Genomic DNA, 18874 nt, shown 5'->3' with positions numbered 1-18874 from the left:
TTCACCCCCATTTAAGTTTCATCGGCAACAGTTTTTTTACAGGTCGCCACTCTGTTATCTTATAAGTCGTCACTCTATCAAAAAGCGATCCTTAGAGGCCAATATGTTTTTTATTTTATTGTTAATATTTGTTTTAATACCGGTTATTGAACTCAATGTACTCATTGAAGTTGCCAGCTCAATTGGTTCATGGACCACGGTCGCGTTAGTGTTATTTACCGCGGTTGTTGGAGTGTCATTGGTACGCAGCCAAGGCCTTAGTACTTTAATGAGTGTGCAACAAAAATTAGCCCGAGGTGAAGCTCCGGGGCAAGAAATTGTTGAAGGTATGATGTTGGCTGCCGCTGGGGTGTTATTGCTTATTCCTGGTTTTGTCACCGACTTTATTGGCTTAATTTTATTAACCCCATTTACCCGCGCTCCTATCGCGGCGTTTTTATACAAACGTATGCAACTTCGTGTTGTGGCTAATGGTGGTATTCCCCCTGGCTTTGGTGGCGGACAAAGTCCTTTTGGACAGTCCGGTCCATTTGCAGGGCAAAAGCCATTTGATCAACAGGGCAACACTTTCGACGGTGATTTTGAACATAAAAATGATCGTCCACGTAGCCATCAAATTGAAGTAGTTGATCTTGATGATGACATTAACAATGATCGTGATGATGACATTAAAGATAAGCGCCATGACGACAATCGTGACGATATTATAGATGTAGAGCCTATTAAGCCCAAAGATGACGACAAGCCGTCTTAATACGCACCACTTATGACACACCATCTTAATACACATTATGGTAATACCAGCTTATTTAACAAGACCAAGTTTGATCTGTGATTTGCCGTGATGTGTAGAGCGTGTTTTGTTAAGCGCCGCGCTTAGCACTTGATCAAATATAACGTAAACAGCCGACTAGTGCAGATGCATTACTTGGCTGTTTTTGTTTTTGCGCCTGTCTCGGAATCGGCTTGCCGCTGGAGTTGCTTATCTTGCTGAGCACCAAACCAAAATGCACTGATGATACTTAATCCCCAGTTGGCTAAAAATATCCAAGTGAGTATCGGCATGGTTGAGCTACTGTCGATGGCAACGTTGGATACCGCAGCATAAATAGAAGTTAAATCGTTGCCGATATTGCCTGCTAAAATTTGCTCCGCAATCACTTGTGCACGGCTAATAATTTGATCCATTATCACCAAAATACACACCATACTGACACTGATAAATCCCCAGCCGAGTAGCTTTTTACCCAACCAAATCTGGCCACTGCCAGGGCAAACAATGCCAGAGAGCATGGCGGCGTAAATGGATTTTTTCATGTTAAACCAAGATTTATTGCAAGTAATATAGTGTTATTAATCCACTGACACAGATTAAAAAGCAAGTGTGGCTGCCATTATTAACACAGTTTAATATTCGCCCAGGCGAGAGGTTGGTTTATTAGTGTCGTCTTGCTCGCCGTCAGTGGCTATTGAATTATCTGAACAAGGCACCGTGTGCTTAATCTCTTTTGGCTCACTAATTTGAGTAGCCAAGTAATAGCAAGCTATCCCCATCAATGTATTCGCAATGGGTAACGCCAATAAAATACCTTTCACCCCACCAACATACGAGCCTAGCGCCGCCAGCGGTAACATTAATAACATTAAGCGGCACAAGTTAATCACCAGTGAACTCAACGGCCTATGGTAAGCGTTTAAGCTAGTGGCAACCATAATAACAATGGCAAGTGGCCCATAAGAGGCAGGCAATACCATAATATAAAAACTCAGCCACTCTATAACCAGTGGGTCGTGAGTAAACAGTCTTGCGATAGGTTCCGCATAAAAATACAGCGGAATAAACAAGATTGTTTGAAATACAAAAGCAAATCGCAACGACATCAATAAGGCTTTTTTGGCGCGTTCAGGTTGGCTGGCACCTAAGTTTTGGGCAATAAACGGCATTAGACTCGACGACAGCGCCATCACCACAATCAACAGTACCGACTCAAGCCTAATTCCGGCACCAAAGGCAGCCACACCCGCATGATCAATCCGTGCCAACATGGCCATTATAATGCCGTTGGCAATAGGATTTATTACATTCATTAACGCCGCTGGGCGGGCGATATGGGATAAGACTTTCCAATGTAAAATTAATCGACCCACATCAAACTCAGCAAACTGAACCAGTTTACGTTTGACAATAATCAAGTGGCCAGCAAATGACATTGCCACTACCCAAGAGAGTGTGGTCGCAATAGCAGCGCCTTGAATTTCTAAACGCGGAAAAGGGCCAATGCCGAAGATAAGTAACGGGTCGAGAACCAGGTTTATAATGGCGGCCAGCATCATAATTTTAGCCGGTGAGTGAGTGTCACCTGTGGCACGTAATGCTTGATTACCCACCATTAATAGCACTAAGGCAGGCGCGCCTAAATACCAGTACCACATGTAGTCATTAATTAATGGCAAACTGGCACCGTTAGCACCAAGCAAACTAAAAATAGGTTCAATAAACACACAGCCGAGTATCGACAAGCCCCAAATAATCACCAGTGTCATGCACAAGGCATCAAATAAAAACACTCTGGATTCGGGCGCATGCCCAGATCCAATCAAACGACCAAGATTGGTTGACACACCCGCGCCAATGCCAATGCCGATACTGGTAATCACTAAGGTTACCGGAAACGTAAAGCTCACTGCTGCCAGTGCATCTGTACCCAACTGGCTAATAAAAAAAATGTCCACTAGACTGCCACCTAGAATGGTCATAATCCCAATCAGGTTAGGCAAAGTCATGTTAAGCAGTACACGACCAATAGGTGCGCTGAGCAACCCGTGTCTGTCTTTCATCTATTCTCAAACGTTTGATGTTTCAAAGGAGCCGAATTCTATCAGGATTAGCATTGCTTTAATAAAACAGACGTAAAAAAAGTGCAATTATTTTTAAAATTCCCCTTGGATCTGTGACCAGTCACCCCCATATCACATGCATCAAGGGGGAAACCCTTATTTGTTAGTCAATAGCCTCGCTTTTTGGGCATCAAATCATTAGGAGAGTTCATAGATGAATATTCGTCCATTACATGACCGCGTTATCGTTAAACGCTTAGAAGTTGAATCTAAATCTGCAGGCGGTATCGTGCTTACAGGCAGCGCAGCAGAAAAATCAACTCGCGGTAAAATCCTTGCAGTAGGCAACGGTCGTATCTCAGAAAATGGCACAGTTACACCACTTGACGTTAAAGTGGGCGACGTAGTGATCTTCAATGAAGGTTACGGCGTGAAGAAAGAAAAAATTGACGGTGAAGAAGTGTTAATCCTGTCAGAAGCTGACCTGATGGCAGTCGTAGGCTAAGCCTCACGCATCAATCGACTTTCCAATTAATCATTAAATTTAAAGGAACATCAAAAAATGGCAGCAAAAGAAGTCTTATTTGGTAACGACGCACGCGTAAAAATGCTTGCAGGCGTTAACATCCTAGCCAACGCAGTTAAAGTAACCTTAGGCCCTAAAGGTCGTAACGTTGTTTTAGATAAAAGCTTTGGTTCGCCAATGATCACCAAAGATGGTGTGTCAGTTGCTAAAGAAATCGAACTAACAGACAAGTTCGAAAACATGGGCGCACAAATGGTTAAAGAAGTTGCTTCTAAAGCCAATGATGCTGCCGGTGACGGTACCACTACTGCAACAGTATTAGCACAAGCTATTGTTGTTGAAGGCCTAAAAGCAGTTGCAGCGGGTATGAACCCAATGGACCTTAAGCGCGGTATCGACAAAGCAGTTATCGCAGCCGTTGCTGAACTTAAACTACTTTCTCAAGAATGTTCAGACACTAAAGCCATTGCTCAAGTAGGTACAATTTCTGCTAACTCTGACGAGTCAATCGGCGACATCATTGCAACCGCAATGGAAAAAGTCGGTAAAGAAGGCGTTATCACCGTTGAAGAAGGCCAAGCGCTTGAAAACGAATTAGACGTTGTTGAAGGTATGCAGTTTGACCGTGGTTACTTATCACCATACTTCATCAACAAGCCAGAAACTGGCAGCATTGAATTAGACAGCCCATTCATTTTATTAGTAGACAAAAAAGTTTCTAATATCCGTGAATTGTTGCCAATCCTTGAAGGTCTAGCTAAAACAGGTAAGCCATTGCTTATCGTTGCAGAAGACGTTGAAGGCGAAGCTTTAGCGACATTAGTTGTGAACAACATGCGTGGCATCGTTAAAGTAGCTGCTGTTAAAGCACCTGGTTTTGGCGACCGTCGTAAAGCAATGCTTCAAGACGTTGCAATCCTAACTGGCGGTACTGTTATCGCTGAAGAAATCGGTCTAGAACTTGAAAAAGCCACTCTAGAAGATTTAGGTACAGCTAAGCGCGTAATCATCACTAAAGATAACACTACAATCATCGATGGTAGTGGCGACCAAGTGCAAATTTCTGCACGTGTTTCGCAAATCAAACAACAAGTTGAAGATTCAACTTCAGACTACGACAAAGAAAAGCTTCAAGAGCGTATGGCTAAGTTAGCTGGCGGTGTTGCAGTCATCAAAGTTGGCGCAGCAACAGAAGTTGAAATGAAAGAGAAAAAAGCGCGCGTAGAAGATGCATTGCATGCAACTCGCGCAGCGGTTGAAGAAGGTGTGGTCGCCGGTGGTGGTGTTGCCCTTGTTCGCGTAGCAAGCAAAATTAAAGATGTTGAAGTATTGAACGAAGACCAAAAGCACGGTGTTGTAATCGCACTACGTGCTATGGAAGCGCCTTTACGTCAAATAGCAACTAACGCAGGTCAAGAAGCATCAGTTGTGGCTAACACTGTTAAAAACGGTGAAGGTAACTTCGGTTACAACGCGGGTAACGACACTTACGGTGACATGTTAGAAATGGGTATCCTAGACCCAACTAAAGTAACTCGTAGCGCACTACAGTTCGCCGCATCTATTGCTGGTCTTATGATCACAACAGAAGCGATGATTGCTGAAGTACCACAAGATTCTGCGCCAGACATGGGCGGAATGGGTGGTATGGGCGGAATGGGCGGCATGATGTAAACGTATTGCCCAAATACTAGCACTTCCTAGAAAAGCCCGTAAGCTCATAGTTTGCGGGCTTTTTTGTTGACTTAACTTCCTATAAGTCCCCATAATATCTCACTAGTTCTTAGAATTATTAGGTGTTAATGAGGGGTATCACAATTTATAGTTGCCTTAAATTGAGTACTTGAAATATAGATACCCCTCATTTTGTACCCTGCTTAGGATTTTCCAATGGCATTAACAGTACAAGAAGTTAAGAATATATCCTGCCCTGATGATAAGTCGCAGATTAAAAAATCTGATGGTAATAACTTGTTTTTATTGGTTAAAAAAAGTGGATCTAAACTCTGGCGGCTTAGGTTCAGACATGCAGGTAAGTATCAGGAAATGGCTTTAGGAAAATACCCCTCCATACCCCTAAGTGAAGCTCGAAGATTGGCCGAAGAAGCAAGAGCTTCTTTAATTCACGGTATTAACCCGATGGACGAACGACGGGAAAGGAAGCGTACAAAAGAGACGACGAAAGACAAGTTATTTTCAACTATTGCACTAAAGTGGTGGGAACAACAAAAAGGTTCTTGGTCAGAAGATCATGCCAGTAGAATCAAACGCTGGTTGCTGGTGGACTCTAAATGTATAAGTAATCTCCACATTGAAGAGATTGATGCAGGGCATATTACTGAACTCATGTTGGCTATTGAAGCCGCTGGTACACTTAAAAAGGCACCTAATATATTAGCTGTTATAAATCGAGTATTTGGGTATGCACTAGCACATAGGTTAACTCGCAATAACCCCGCTCAAGGATTACCACTAGGCGATATACTAAAGCCACTGCCAAAAGTTAAACATAGGGCTGCTATCGTTAAGCCGAATGAGCTGGCTCAACTAATTAAAGATATTGATACAGCGCAATCTGGTAACTATTGCGCTGTTGAAGCGCTTAAATTAATTCCTAGGGTCTTTTTAAGACCAACGGAGATCAGAAACCTAAAGTGGGAATATGTTGATTTTGAGGATTCTTTGATAAGAATTCCAGCTGAAGAAATGAAGCGTGAGCGAGAACATATAGTGCCGATGTCAAAGCAAGTGGCTCATCATTTAAAAGAGGTTAAAGCTGTAACGGGCTACTCTAAACTAGTGTTTCCAAATCAAAGAGACAGTAGTAAACCGATGAGTAAAAACGTATTAACCAATCGGCTACGAGATTTAGGTTACCCAGCTGATGTAATGTCTGCTCATGGCTTTAGAAGCACCGCATCGACCATCTTGCATGAAAAAGGCTGGAATCATGATGTGATTGAAGTGCAGCTTGCTCATTTGACAGGCACTGCTACATCAAGAGCTTATAACCGTTCGATTTATCTGGCAGAAAGAACAAAATTAATGCAGGAATGGGCAAATTATCTGGATGAATTGTCAGGTATAGAGTAACAAGAGGGCGCCAATAATGAGCATACATTTAAATTAAAAAATGATTAACATTTGATAACGCCTAATTCGTATTTCTACCTCCTATTCTCGCCAAACTTACTACCTATTCACATTAATAAGACGCTTTTTATGCCAGCATAGGGATTGTGGACTACTGCTTGGATCGGATCTTATTTGTAGTCACTTTCCATACATTAGGTTGACAGAGTAAACGACTTACCTGTAAATCGAGTAAAGGGGCTAAAATCGTAAATGAGTAAGTTATTTAAATTAAAAGAGTATTTAACGATTGAAGAAGCTGCTAAACATTTATCAACTTCTATAGATGAGCCTGTATCGTTAGCTGATCTCTACAGGTTGGTACTAGATCAGCACTTAACAATGTCAGTCAGGCTTAACAGCCATGCATATGCTAGGGGGGGGCAATACATTACTCCGCAAAACAGTGATTTAAATAGCTTTCAAGTTGATTATAACCTTGCCACTAACGCAGCCTTAGAGAATCCATATTTTCTCTGTTTAGATGATGAGCTTCAGGTCGGTGAAAACAGGTGGCTTGCTTTCGATAAAAAGGTTCATGTCATTGATGGGGTCTGGGACCTTGCCATGATAGGCATAGAGTCTTATGAAATAGACAAGCTGTATCAAAAAGAGGTTGGTGGACCAGAGCCGACTCTTGACGCAATAAATAACCTTTTCTTGAAGCGTGATGATTTTATTTTCAGAATTCAAACAAGCCTGCAGCTTGAGGGGAACCAATACAATCTCACAGCTTTAGAAGCTAGGCTAGACAACTTGTTGAGAGCAAATGGCTTAAGTATTCTGGACCTGAAACACAGTAATAACAGCTTAGCATTAGACCCTTTAAGCCCTGCTGAACTTGATGAGTTTATGGCACTGAATGGGGCTCTTATACCATATGAAAGTGGTGAGTATGTTGAAAGTGACAACTATTTGGACTTAGGGGATGTCAACTACCAACTTGTCATTAAAACAGGTGAACTGGCGCGTTTTATTCAATCATTGGAAGATCAGCCTACACAGAGTAAAGCATCAGAAACTAATGCCACAAACTCAATCCTGTGTCTGCTAGCCGCAGTGCTTGCAGAGCATAAATACGATTGGAACCAAAGAGGGATTTCAACATCATTCGCTGCGATGACTGATAAGCAATCAACCCCCTTAAGTGATGACACCATCCGCAAGATATTAAAACAAATAGATCCAGCTGTTGAATCTCGTATTAAATAAATACCAGCGTCAATAAGTTAAATTGTAATTGCAAAACCGAATTCGGAATCCTAAAACCGAATTCGGCTTTTATTCAGATCAAATCCAATAACCTTCAAAACGAATTCATTAATGTTTAAAGGTTACTACCATGTCAAAAAAAATAATCCGTTTACCTGAAGTTAAAACCAGAACAGGCTTATCCACTAGCACCATTTATCTGCACATGACTAAAGGTATCTTTCCCAAAGCAATCTCTTTAGGTGAGCGTGCAGTTGGTTGGTTGGAGGCTGACATCGAACAATGGCTTGATGAGCGCATTGCTGCATCTAAGGGGGCTAAACAATGAGTAAGCGAATTAACCCTAATAAGAGTCAAAATCAATCGCAATTATACAGTTATGGATGTCAGTGAGGCTTTGGGAGTTCACCCCAAAACTGTGCGTAATTGGATTCATGCTGGCTTGCAAGTTATCGATGATCGCCGTCCCTTGTTAATTCAAGGTGCAGACTTGAAGCTGTATTTAAAACAGAAGCGCAAAACATATCTGCATAAATGTGAGCTTAATGAAATGTACTGTTTTAAATGCAAACAGCCTCAAAAGCCAATTATTGAATCACTTGAGTTTATAGCTGAACCTGGAGGCATGGTTCAAATGACAGGACGCTGTGCTGAGTGTCAACAGAGGGTAAATAAGTTCGCTTCTTGGCGTGACGTTAACCAAGTTTGGACGGAGCTTGGAGGGAAATTACCGATAGCTGAAAAGCACTTAATCCTAAGAGGTCAAAGGCCCTTAAATTATCCTTTAGCTGAGGGTTTTAATGATGAAAAAAAATAGTGCTAAAAACACCAGAATTCTATACGAATATGCTAAGTTTCTGAAGGAAGCAAAGCAGCTAGATGCATCAACGATTGATGGTGCGTTGAAATCAATTAATCGGTTTGAAGAAGCAACAAATTACCTCGACTTTAAGAAGTTCAGGGCTAAGCATGCAATCGCATTTAAGAAGGAACTTCTTTGTAAAAAGTCACAGATCACTGGTGATATTTTAAGCAAGGCAACGGTGCTGACAATCATGCGACATTTGAAAAGTTTTTTTCAATTTCTGGTAACGCAAAAAGGCTACCGAGCAAAAATAAACTATAGCGATATCGAGTACTTTAACCTATCTGAAAAAGATACCCGTATTGCAAATGCTAAGCGTAAAAGAAGTGTGGCAACGGTTGAGCAAGTTTTGCAGACTTTGGAAGCTATGCCATGTGACACAGCATTAGAAATGCGTGATAGAGCATTATTTGCGTTCGTTCTATTAACTGGTGCAAGAGATGGGGCGGTTGCTTCAGTTAAGATAAAGCATATTGACCTTGTGGAGCAAAGCTTCTATCAAGATGCAAGGGAGGTTAAGACCAAATTCAGTAAAACGTTTATTACTTACTTTTTCCCTGTAGGTGAGTTGCCATCACAGATTTTGAGTGAATGGATTGAGTACTTGGTGAAAGAACTAGGATATGAGCAAAATGCCCCCTTGTTTCCCAAGACTAAGCTTGCGCATAACGAGAACCAACAGTTTACAGCAGTAGGCTTGCTTAAGGAGAGTTGGAGTAATGCAACTCCGATCCGCAAAGTGTTTAAACAAGCCTTTGAAGCAGTTGGTTTGCCTTACTTTAACCCGCACAGCTTTCGTAACACTTTGGTAAGGCTAGGTGAAAAACTTTGTCGAACGCCTGAAGAGTTTAAAGCATGGAGCCAAAACTTAGGGCATGAAAGCGTGCTGACCAGTTTTTATAGTTATGGTGATGTACCAGACTACAAACAAGCCGAGTTGTTGCGCAAGTTATCAAAGCCTGCTGAAAATACTTCGCCAGATATGGAAGACCAAATTAAGCAGTTTATGGAGTTTCAGAAGATGATAGCGAAGTAGCTTACTTAATCTACCGTAAAATCTGGTATCAAAAAACATTCGTATATTGATACCAGCTTTTTCTATCTATTATCGGTATCATAAAATTAGGGTGTAGCTTTAATGGTACTTTAATTATATGATACCCCTATATTTGATACCTTCCACAAAAGTGAGTGACCAATGCGTATCTTTTCCTATTGTCGCGTTTCAACAACTGAGCAAACAACCGAGAATCAAATTATTGCTATTAGACAGAAAGGGTATGAGGTGAATCATGCCCGTACCATCAGTGAAACAATCTCTGGATCTGTTGAAGCTATGAAGCGCGAAAAGTTCAAGATGCTCATCAATCACCAGATGGAAAGTGGTGATATGCTGGTGGTCTTAAAACTAGACCGTTTAGGCCGAGACAACATTGACGTACAAAACACAATTAACCTGCTTACAGATAAAGGTATCAAGGTTGCATGCCTTGATCTCCCCGTAGCAGACCTATCAAGTGCTGAGGGTAAGCTTATGCTGCAAATGTTCTCAGCCTTTGCTGAATTCGAGCGTAACCGGATTAGAGAGCGAACAAAAGAAGGACTAGAGCGAGCTAAGGCCCAAGGCAAAAAGCTTGGTAGACCAGAAGCCCACGCTACAACTCATTCAGTTCAAGCAAAGAAAGCTGAGGGGTTATCTCAATTTAAAGCAGCAGAAGCATTAGGTTTGGGGATTGCTACCGTAAAAAGGCACTGGAATAAGTAATATCTAAATATCTCTATAAAGCAGGGTCAGGATTATCAGATAAACCTATTGGATCAATACCTATAGGCGATAAGCGTATATATAATTGCGATGTTTCTAAATAGTTAGCGGTCACATGAGTATAAAAAAGATAAAATTTATGATTACCTATCATCACGATTTTTTTGGAGATAAATAAGCTTCAATTGAGGGTAGTCCATCAGCAGGGCTACCGCATGAGTGCTTAATTTTTAACCTTACCGCTAAATCCAGCCTTTAATACTGCCTCAAGCATTAATGGATTCATCATGCATCGCTTTTGTTTTCCAACAATGCTTATCTTCGTCGGCTCAGCTCGTAGCATATTCAAACTCATATGACGCAGACATGACAGATTTTCCGCCCCGTGAGCGTTGTATATTTGACATGCATCCTCACTCATACTGACATCAAGCACCCAGTGCATTGATTCTATGCCCCAATGTTCTCGAACGGCTATCGCAGCTTGTTCAGCACTTAGTTCCTTAGAACTGATGTAATAACGGTACTCAAGCTCGATTGGTTTTCCTTTTTCAAGGCGGCAGCTTTCAACCATAATGATATTTTCTAACCCTTTCCACTTTGAAAAGTCACCGATTAAGTTTGTACTGTCAATAACATAGCACTGGCGACACTCTGTACGCCCATGGCCCTGTTCAATTGTGGATTTGTCTGTATTGTTGGCTCGCTTGAAAGAGAAGGCTTTGACTATCGCTTCGCGCAGCTTTCCCTGGTTACTTTTAACAGCAAGCAGATAGTCACCGCCTTGGTCCACAATGGTTTTGGCTATCTTTGTTTGACAAGCCATCGCATCGATAGTCACTAAAGCCCCCTTGATATCTAGCATCTTTATCAATTCAGGAATGGCAGTTATCTCATTGCTTTTTTGTTCTGTTTTAAGTTGGCCAAGCACTAATTTGTTTGATGAAGCATAGGCACTAATCATGTGTATGGTACTGGCTCTGTCTTCACGATTGTATGACCCTCGAAGCGTTTTTCCATCGATAGCAATCACCTGGCCTTCCGTAAGCGTGTGTATCGATGACATCCAGTTGATAAAACACTGGTGGAATTGTTCTGGTTCTATAGTTGATATGATACGAGCTATAGTGTCATCAGCAAGAATGCCACTCACAAATAGGTTATTGGTTTTAAAGCAATTATGATGTCAAAGTATGTATTCTCGAATATCAAACCAGCCTTTAGCTCCTGCGATAACAGCACATAGAGAACCAAACAAAACCTCAAAAAGGCAATAGGTCACTTTAGCCCCTTGGCGTTGGTCAGTTATGGTTTGAAAAGTCTCTTTGAAGCGGTCAATATGCATGATGTGCTCCCGAAAAAAGGGAGTATAAGATTATAGCGAGATGTTAACGTCAAATAGTGTGTTAAATTGATTGAAAAACGTTCACTATCTCGCCCTGGGATCAGCCCCCCCCCGGAAAAGAATAGGTGATACGAATTTATCGATAATGTCAGCATTACTGTCATGTATTTGTTGAATGAATTAAATAATTCCTTTAAAATCAATGTTTATTTTTGTTTGAATGATTTTTCTGATGTAATTGGCAATGATAATGTAATTAAAACTAAATAGCTAAAAATTAGATTGGAAATAGAATGATTAAAATTAAAAAAAACAAAATTAAAAGATTAACTTCCATTGGGCAATTACAAAGCCGAATATTTTTATTGTTGTTATTGTCTTTCTCATTTGCGGTATTCGGTTATAGGGTTTTCATCGAAATACCCCAACTTAAAAGTGCACTAAAGTTAAGTGTTAGCCAACAACTTGCCTCTTTAGCTCTAGCTGGGAATCGTGAAATTGAAAGAATAAATACAATTAATTATGATTATGCTATCTGGGATGATACTTATGCGTTCTCAAAAGATTTTAATGCTGATTTTATAGAAAATAACCTTAATGTTGAAGTGTTCTCAAATTTGAAAATAGATGGATTTATTTTAATCGACGATAACAATACAGTTTTATTTAAATCAGGGTTTAATTCTAAAACAAAGAGTGAAATTGATTTTTTTCTCCCAGATAATAAAGGCATAAAAAACTATCTTAATCTATCACCTTCTGCAATAGAACGATATGACACGCCTAGCTATACTGGCTTGATTGTGACTAATTTTGGTCCAACTTTATTTAGCTCAGTAAAAATAAAAAAAAGCAATAAGACTGGTGATGGCAATATATATTTAATAATATTGAAAATATTCGATCAAGATTTGGTTGATGAAATGGCAAGTTTTACTTTTACGAATATAAATTATGCTCCTTTTAATGGTGGAAGCACGTTATATTCAGGAAGTGATTGGCTAGACGTAAAGCCAGAACCAAAAATATCAAGTGAAACGGAATTGTATTTACACGATGTTTGGAATAATCCAATCGGAAAATTAACAATGCAACACCCTAATAGCGTAAACCCATCATGGTTGGATTGGAAAAGTTTGTTATTTATATTATTATTAATGGGGATGCTGTATATAATTTTTTCAATTTTTAGCTTAAAAATTACTAAACCAATAAATATTCTTGCAAATAAAATTAGAGAAACCTCAAATAATAACCACAAAAATATTAGTTGTACATTAAGTAAAATCGAAAACAAGAACGATATAACAGAAATATATACTGTTTACAGGTATTTCAATGAATTAATTGATAGGGTAAATGCACAAAATAAAACCTTGAATGAAAATACTCTATTAGATCCATTAACTAATATAGCAAATAGAAGAGCATTGTTATTATATTTTGAGAAACAAATACCTTTCTTTACTAGGTTTAATATCGATTTTATGGTAATTATGATAGATGTAGATTATTTTAAGTTCTATAACGATTTTTATGGTCATCAGGCTGGTGACGGGGCTCTAATTAAAGTCTCGACACATTTAGAAAGTTTTTTTAAAAGACAGACAGATATTTGTGTTCGATATGGAGGTGAAGAGTTTTTGATAGTAAGCGCCATAAATGAAAATGAAAGTTGTAATTTTATTGTTTCTGAATTAATTGAATCATTTAAAATGTTAAATATAGAACATAGTAAGTCTCATGTAAAACCATTTATAACAATAAGTGCGGGTGCGTGTTTATTTAAAAATGAAAAAAATTATAATGTGCCATTAAATATTGATAGTGTAATATCAAAAGCTGACACCGCTTTATACCAAGCAAAAAAATATGGAAGAAATCAGGTCGTATTCGTTGATTATGATGAAAATAATAAAAATTCTTTAATGTGACAACTTACGGTTAACTTAATGTTAAATTATATTTTTTATGTTTAAAATCTTATACATTGATAGTTTTTTTAAACGAAGCATCATGGCTGGGGTTGATTACCAGGGCGAGATCGTGAACGTTTTTCATTTAAATTAACAAGCTATTTGACTCGCTAATGCCGTTGTGATTTTACAATCTGTTTAAAAGAGTATTGCATGAATCTTTCTGATTTGGCTGAACACTTTAATCGCACGTCTCATTATGATGGATAATTAATATTGACGGTCCATTGTTATTATTGCGATAAAAAGTTTTCTATCTTGATGACTTTAATTACAATATTAATGTGTCGACCTTCGTTCGATTAAATAGCGCTAATCTATTGACGCTTTTCAAAAAGTTGACGCTTGCAAACGTAATCATACTCGATAGAATGAGCGAAAAATTAAGATAGTAGCTGGTTTTTACGACAACGTTATTCCTCTAATTTAAAAGAAGATTCACCATGAAAATAGTTAATAAACTTGTCGCACTCTCCCTCTCCAGTTTACTTGTCGCCTGTGGTGGTGACGACAGCACAACGGCGCCGAAAATGGGAGTATTCAGCTTAGGCGTCTCAGATAACCCAAGTGACGCTAAAGATGTGACGATCGCTTTTAAACAAGTGGTATTGAAACACGATGCTGGCAGCATTTCATTTGACGTGTCTGACAATGGCGCATTAAAGCAAGTCAACTTACTTGAATTTCAAGGCACCGCAGTTGAAACCTTAGTGAGTGACCAGAGTATCCCTGTCGGCGAATACCAAATGTGTATTTACATGCAAAGAAGTGAAACGCCAAATGCCGATAGCTCTTATGTGAAAACCCTGGATGATAATCTCCATGGTCTGACAACCAACAGCAATGGCTCATGTGGCGGTGTGGGTGCGGATGATACCGATACAGGGCGTTTATTTTTTAATAAAACCTTCACTATCGCTGCCGGTATAAACAGCTTTGTGGCCGAATTTGATCTAAACAGTGGCTTACAAGACCCTCACGGAAATAAAGACTACTGGACCCTAAAGCCAACGTCTGTGCAGTTATATAACAATGCTGAAGTCGGCGCGATTAAAGGCAATATCCCCGCAGACCTGACAACACAATGTCAAACTGCCGCCGGTGGCAGTATCTTTAGCCAGGCAGTCTATTTATATTCCGATGCAACCGCGCTCGACAATATGAGCGATTTCAGAAGTGAGGCCGTTGTAGCCCCAATAACTGCACCGATTGCAGCCGCTAGAGTCAATGACATTGTCGACCAAAACAATCAAGTTATTGGTCAAGGTTATGAATTTGGTTTTGTCGTTGCGGGTAGCTACAGCGTGGGTTACACCTGTGTCGCTCAACATGATGATCCTGATGTCAATAATACTCCAGATGATATTAACCAGCCTTTCTTCATTTATGCAGACAAACAAGCTGTGATAGTGACCAATGGCACTGTCGCCAATGGCGATTTTGCTGACATACTTAACCCATAGATTGAAGAAAGCATTATCACTCATTAAAGCTTTCTCATAGCAAGGTGTCTATAAGAGACGCCTTGCTTAATTAATCACTTACAATGATAGAAAACTTGTTATACCCGTTCGATGGCAGCTAGTTAACATAAAACTGATGGCTCTACACCTACATAATTTGGTACTTAGGTTGGGTGATTAGCTGAAGAATGTAAAATATTCATATCGCCTATTTCTATTATTTATTGATATGAAAATATTAACAAGTCAATTTCATGACCCATAACACATAGTGATATTATTTTGTTACAGCCAATTAAAAATAACTTCCGTATCTACTTTGCTATTACGCTATATGTAATATGGGTAGTCATTTTTTCTGCAGTCAATTATTTCAAAGAAAAACAACACCTGTATTCTGAGCTGGATCAACAGCTAGAAAATGCAACTCTGACGATACCTTCGATTCTTCCCAAGGATTTGCATCGTAAGGATATGAGCAAAAAAGATCTGTCTGAGCAACAAGATCTTGCTATTACCTTAGCGTTATCAGAATATACTCAGCGCACTGATATTGTTTATCTCTATACTCTTATCTTACGAAATAATAAAATTTTCTACACCTCTTCAAGCGCCTCTGATGCTGAGCTAGAATCCAATACGTTTGCGTTTAATTATTTTGAATATTATGACGATGCCGCATCAGATATTCCGGCTATGTTTGAACAACGTCAGAGTCAAATCCATGAAAGTAGAGATAAATGGGGCGATTTTCGTAGTATCCTCATACCTGTTAATGCCGATGATGGTAGCGTATATATTGTTGGTGCTGACATTTCAATTAGCCATATCGACACACTATTAAATGAGGCCTTATATTCCAATTTAATCATCTCGGCTTTATTTTTATTATTTGCCTGCCCCTTAATTATTACTCTTAGCTTAGAGCCTCGTCGGCAAGTTAGGCTTCTGGCAAAAAAAATAGCACGACAAACATCTAAGTTACTCAAAAGTGAAGCAAAGCTAGCATCAATTTTTGAATATTCCCCAATTGGTATTATGCATTACGATATTAAGGGTGTGATAAAAAAAACCAATAAACGTTTTGAAGAAATCCTCCTGACAGAAAGGGATACGCTGATTGGTTTTAACATGCTTGAGCGGCTTGAAAATCCTGAATTACTGAACATGGTGACACAGTCATTGCAAGGTAAAGTGAGTGTTTTTGAAGGCCCTTATACATCAATATCCGGCCAACGGTTTATGTATTTACACGCAAATTTCGCCCCACTTTATTCCAATACTGGAGAGTTAGAAGGCGGTATTGGTGTCTTTAATGACATCACAGAAAAGCAGCAAAGTACTGAGGACTTGAAAAAACTATCTATGGTGGTTGAGTACAGTCCTGAGAGTATATTCATAACAAATGTAAGCGGTATTATTGAACATGTGAACCCTAAGTTTACCGACATAACAGGTTATACCGCAGCCGAAGTTATCGGTAAGAAAGCTAATGTTTTTCGATCAAGTTATACGCCTGATAGTGTTTATCAAAAACTCTGGGCAACGATATTATCAGGTCAACAATGGAGCGGTGAATTACAAAATAGTAAAAAAAATGGTGAACTGTTTTGGGCCCAAGTCTGCGTTGTACCCGTCACCAATGATGGTGCTATAACCCATTTTATTGGCATTCAAGTAGATGTAACTACAGCAAGACTGGCTTCTCAAAAAATAGCCTATCAGGCAACTCACGATATGCTGACAGGATTAATTAATCGCTATGAATTTGAAAACCTACTTGCTCAATGCATATTATCTTCACAACAAGATAAGACTACTCATACATTAATATTTTTAGACCTGGATCAGTTCAAAATCATCAATGATACCTGCGGCCACATGGCCGGAGATGAAATGCTGTGTCAATTAGGTCTGTTGTTAAGTAAACATATTAAACCAAAAGACATATTAGCCCGTTTAGGCGGTGATGAGTTTGCCATTTTAATGATGCAATGCAGTCTCGAACAAGCCCAGAGCGCAGCGCACAATATACTAGAATTAATTGCGAATTATCAGTTTTTGTGGGAAAAGAATATATTTAGCATCAGTGCTAGTATCGGTGTTGCTGAAATTAACAGTCAAACAAAAAATACCAAAGAAATATTAATTTGTGTTGATTCAGCTTGTTATGCCGCTAAAGATTTAGGCCGTAACCGTATCCATCTCTATCAACTTGACGATGAATTATTAGCCAAGCGCGATGGTGAATTCCGTTGGGTTCATGAACTCAAATATGCGTTGAATGAAAATAGATTTGAACTCTATGCCCAACCGATAGTGTCACTTTCAGATCCAACGCAAAAGCGCATTTATGAGGTATTACTCCGATTGCGCACACGAAGCGGTGATATTGCTCCCCCCGGCGCATTTTTGCCTGTAGCAGAACGCTATAACTTGTCAGAAGCGATAGACCGTTGGGTAGTTGACCATACATTAATTTGGATGGAACTACATTTTAAACATTTAGGTGATATTGATCATTTAGCGATCAACTTGTCAGGCGCATCGTTAGGGAGTAGTGCGCTACTCAGCCATATTATGCAGCAGATCACATTGCATCATTTACCACCCAGTATGATCAAGTTTGAAATAACAGAAACGGCTGCGATTAGTAATTTACGGGATGCAACCTTATTTATCAAAACATTGTGTGAGTTTGGTTGTCAATTTGCGCTGGATGATTTTGGCAGTGGTTTGTCCTCATTCGCATATTTGAAAAACTTACCCGTGACTACGTTGAAGATTGATGGGATGTTCGTTAAAGATATTTTGGACGATCCTATCGATGAAGCTATGGTTAAATCAATCAATGATATTGGTCATGTTATGGGTATGAAAACAATTGCTGAATTTGTTGAGAATGATGCTATTAGACAGCGACTAAAGGATATGGGAGTTGATTTCGCCCAAGGTTATGAGATCGGCAGACCTGTTCCCATCGACGATATTCTGTAACGTTAAAGAACTGTGTATCCATTAACCATTCCAACAGCATTAGACACCATATAGTCTAAACGCTTCGATGGCGTTGCAGCTTGTTTTTTTACTTGGATAGTTAGTCACTTCATCGATCAACTCACGCAGTTTTTTTAACTTGTCACTATTCTAAATAAGAGGGTATGCCTGTTTAACCTCTCCACCAAGCAGGTTATGGATTTTATTCACCATAAAATATCTTCCTATCTGGAAGATTCACGAAGTAGCTAAAACATTTTCAATAACAATATTATAGATTAAGTTTCCCATAAACGTCATCTAGGTAATGTCTTGGCGATAGAGGTGAGTACAAGAGCAGATTGCGGATTATGAGGTTTGTAGTGGCGAAGTGAGTATGGCCATTTACTTAGACGTTTTCAATACAAAACCTTATCTGGATAGATATAAACAGAACTAGCGTTCTAAATCGTTTATGTCCATTTTCAATTTAGCGTGGCCGTTATACAGAAAACAGCGAACTTAATATCGACAACAACCGTGCAGAGCGGACTGTGAAACCGTTTGTGATAGGGCGCAAAAACTGGCTGTTTAACCACAACCACCGTGGCGCAGAGGCGAGTGCCATTTTGTACAGTATCATAGAAACGGCCAAAGCGAATGAACTCACCCCGTTCGATTACATCGAACACTGCTTAGAGCAATTATCAAACCCTAATTGTGACCTCAACAGCCTCTTACCCTGGCAGGTTAAACTAGGCAAGGCGTAGTTTGCC

The 18874-nt window shown here is 39.5% G+C and carries 14 protein-coding genes and 2 pseudogenes; 13 read left to right on the top strand and 3 right to left on the bottom strand.

The features are described from left to right. The first annotated feature begins 103 nt into the window (after positions 1-103). The gene (locus GUY17_RS19005) at positions 104-754 is read left to right on the top strand and encodes an FxsA family protein (RefSeq protein WP_162024016.1); all 651 of its coding nucleotides are present in this window, start codon (positions 104-106) and stop codon (positions 752-754) included. 170 nt (positions 755-924) lie between these two features. Here GUY17_RS19005 and GUY17_RS19000 read toward each other — a convergent pair whose 3' ends face one another. Then, the gene (locus GUY17_RS19000) at positions 925-1317 is read right to left on the bottom strand and encodes a hypothetical protein (RefSeq protein ID WP_162024015.1); all 393 of its coding nucleotides are present in this window, start codon (positions 1315-1317) and stop codon (positions 925-927) included. Positions 1318-1407: 90 nt separating this feature from the next. Continuing rightward, positions 1408-2838 (bottom strand): MATE family efflux transporter, encoded by a 1431-nt coding sequence (locus GUY17_RS18995; protein WP_162024014.1) that lies wholly within the window; start codon positions 2836-2838, stop codon positions 1408-1410. Positions 2839-3052: 214 nt separating this feature from the next. Here GUY17_RS18995 and GUY17_RS18990 point away from each other — a divergent pair, with 214 nt between their 5' ends. The 8 genes from GUY17_RS18990 to GUY17_RS18955 all read left to right on the top strand — a co-directional run bounded on the left by GUY17_RS18990 (position 3053) and on the right by GUY17_RS18955 (position 10338). Then, the gene (locus GUY17_RS18990) at positions 3053-3343 is read left to right on the top strand and encodes a co-chaperone GroES (protein ID WP_011639076.1); all 291 of its coding nucleotides are present in this window, start codon (positions 3053-3055) and stop codon (positions 3341-3343) included. Positions 3344-3400: 57 nt separating this feature from the next. Continuing rightward, a complete protein-coding gene (groL, locus tag GUY17_RS18985) occupies positions 3401-5038 on the top strand; it encodes a chaperonin GroEL (protein ID WP_011639075.1) in 1638 nt (545 codons plus the stop codon). Positions 5039-5254: 216 nt separating this feature from the next. Then, on the top strand, positions 5255-6457 hold the full coding sequence (locus GUY17_RS18980) for a tyrosine-type recombinase/integrase (RefSeq protein WP_162024013.1): 1203 nt from the start codon (positions 5255-5257) through the stop codon (positions 6455-6457). A 252-nt stretch (positions 6458-6709) separates the two neighbouring features. Then, positions 6710-7708 (top strand): hypothetical protein, encoded by a 999-nt coding sequence (locus GUY17_RS18975; RefSeq protein WP_162024012.1) that lies wholly within the window; start codon positions 6710-6712, stop codon positions 7706-7708. Between the two features lie 130 nt (positions 7709-7838). After that, entirely contained in the window at positions 7839-8036 is a 198-nt protein-coding gene (locus tag GUY17_RS18970) for an AlpA family transcriptional regulator (protein ID WP_123883096.1), read from the top strand. 51 nt (positions 8037-8087) lie between these two features. Continuing rightward, entirely contained in the window at positions 8088-8525 is a 438-nt protein-coding gene (locus GUY17_RS18965) for a helix-turn-helix domain-containing protein (protein ID WP_217351057.1), read from the top strand. Further along, positions 8509-9609: a site-specific integrase gene (locus GUY17_RS18960; RefSeq protein ID WP_217351056.1), complete on the top strand. Its 1101-nt coding sequence runs from the start codon at positions 8509-8511 to the stop codon at positions 9607-9609. Before GUY17_RS18965 ends, GUY17_RS18960 begins: the two co-directional genes overlap by 17 nt. A gap of 162 nt (positions 9610-9771) precedes the next feature. Further along, positions 9772-10338 carry a recombinase family protein gene (locus tag GUY17_RS18955; protein ID WP_162024011.1) on the top strand — a complete coding sequence of 189 codons (567 nt, stop codon included), beginning with the start codon at positions 9772-9774 and terminating at the stop codon, positions 10336-10338. 223 nt (positions 10339-10561) lie between these two features. On the opposite strand, the pseudogene GUY17_RS18950 reads toward GUY17_RS18955, so the two are convergent. Further along, positions 10562-11683 (bottom strand): annotated as a pseudogene (locus GUY17_RS18950) (ISAs1 family transposase). Positions 11684-11976: 293 nt separating this feature from the next. Between GUY17_RS18950 and GUY17_RS18945 the strand changes: the two are divergent. From GUY17_RS18945 to GUY17_RS18930, 4 genes and pseudogenes are all read left to right on the top strand, one after another. Further along, positions 11977-13617, top strand: coding sequence for a diguanylate cyclase (locus tag GUY17_RS18945; RefSeq protein ID WP_162024010.1), 1641 nt, complete (start codon positions 11977-11979; stop codon positions 13615-13617). Between the two features lie 485 nt (positions 13618-14102). Then, positions 14103-15122 (top strand): DUF4382 domain-containing protein, encoded by a 1020-nt coding sequence (locus GUY17_RS18940; protein WP_162024009.1) that lies wholly within the window; start codon positions 14103-14105, stop codon positions 15120-15122. A 282-nt stretch (positions 15123-15404) separates the two neighbouring features. Continuing rightward, positions 15405-18119 (top strand): EAL domain-containing protein, encoded by a 2715-nt coding sequence (locus tag GUY17_RS18935; protein WP_254439836.1) that lies wholly within the window; start codon positions 15405-15407, stop codon positions 18117-18119. Positions 18120-18598: 479 nt separating this feature from the next. After that, positions 18599-18868: pseudogene (locus GUY17_RS18930) on the top strand (transposase); the annotation flags it as partial. Between the last annotated feature and the right edge of the window lie 6 nt (positions 18869-18874).

This window comes from Shewanella sp. Arc9-LZ (genome assembly GCF_010092445.1).
GTDB lineage: Bacteria > Pseudomonadota > Gammaproteobacteria > Enterobacterales > Shewanellaceae > Shewanella.
Note: the sequence above shows the minus strand (reverse complement) of the source record. Positions and strands in the feature narration are given on the sequence as shown.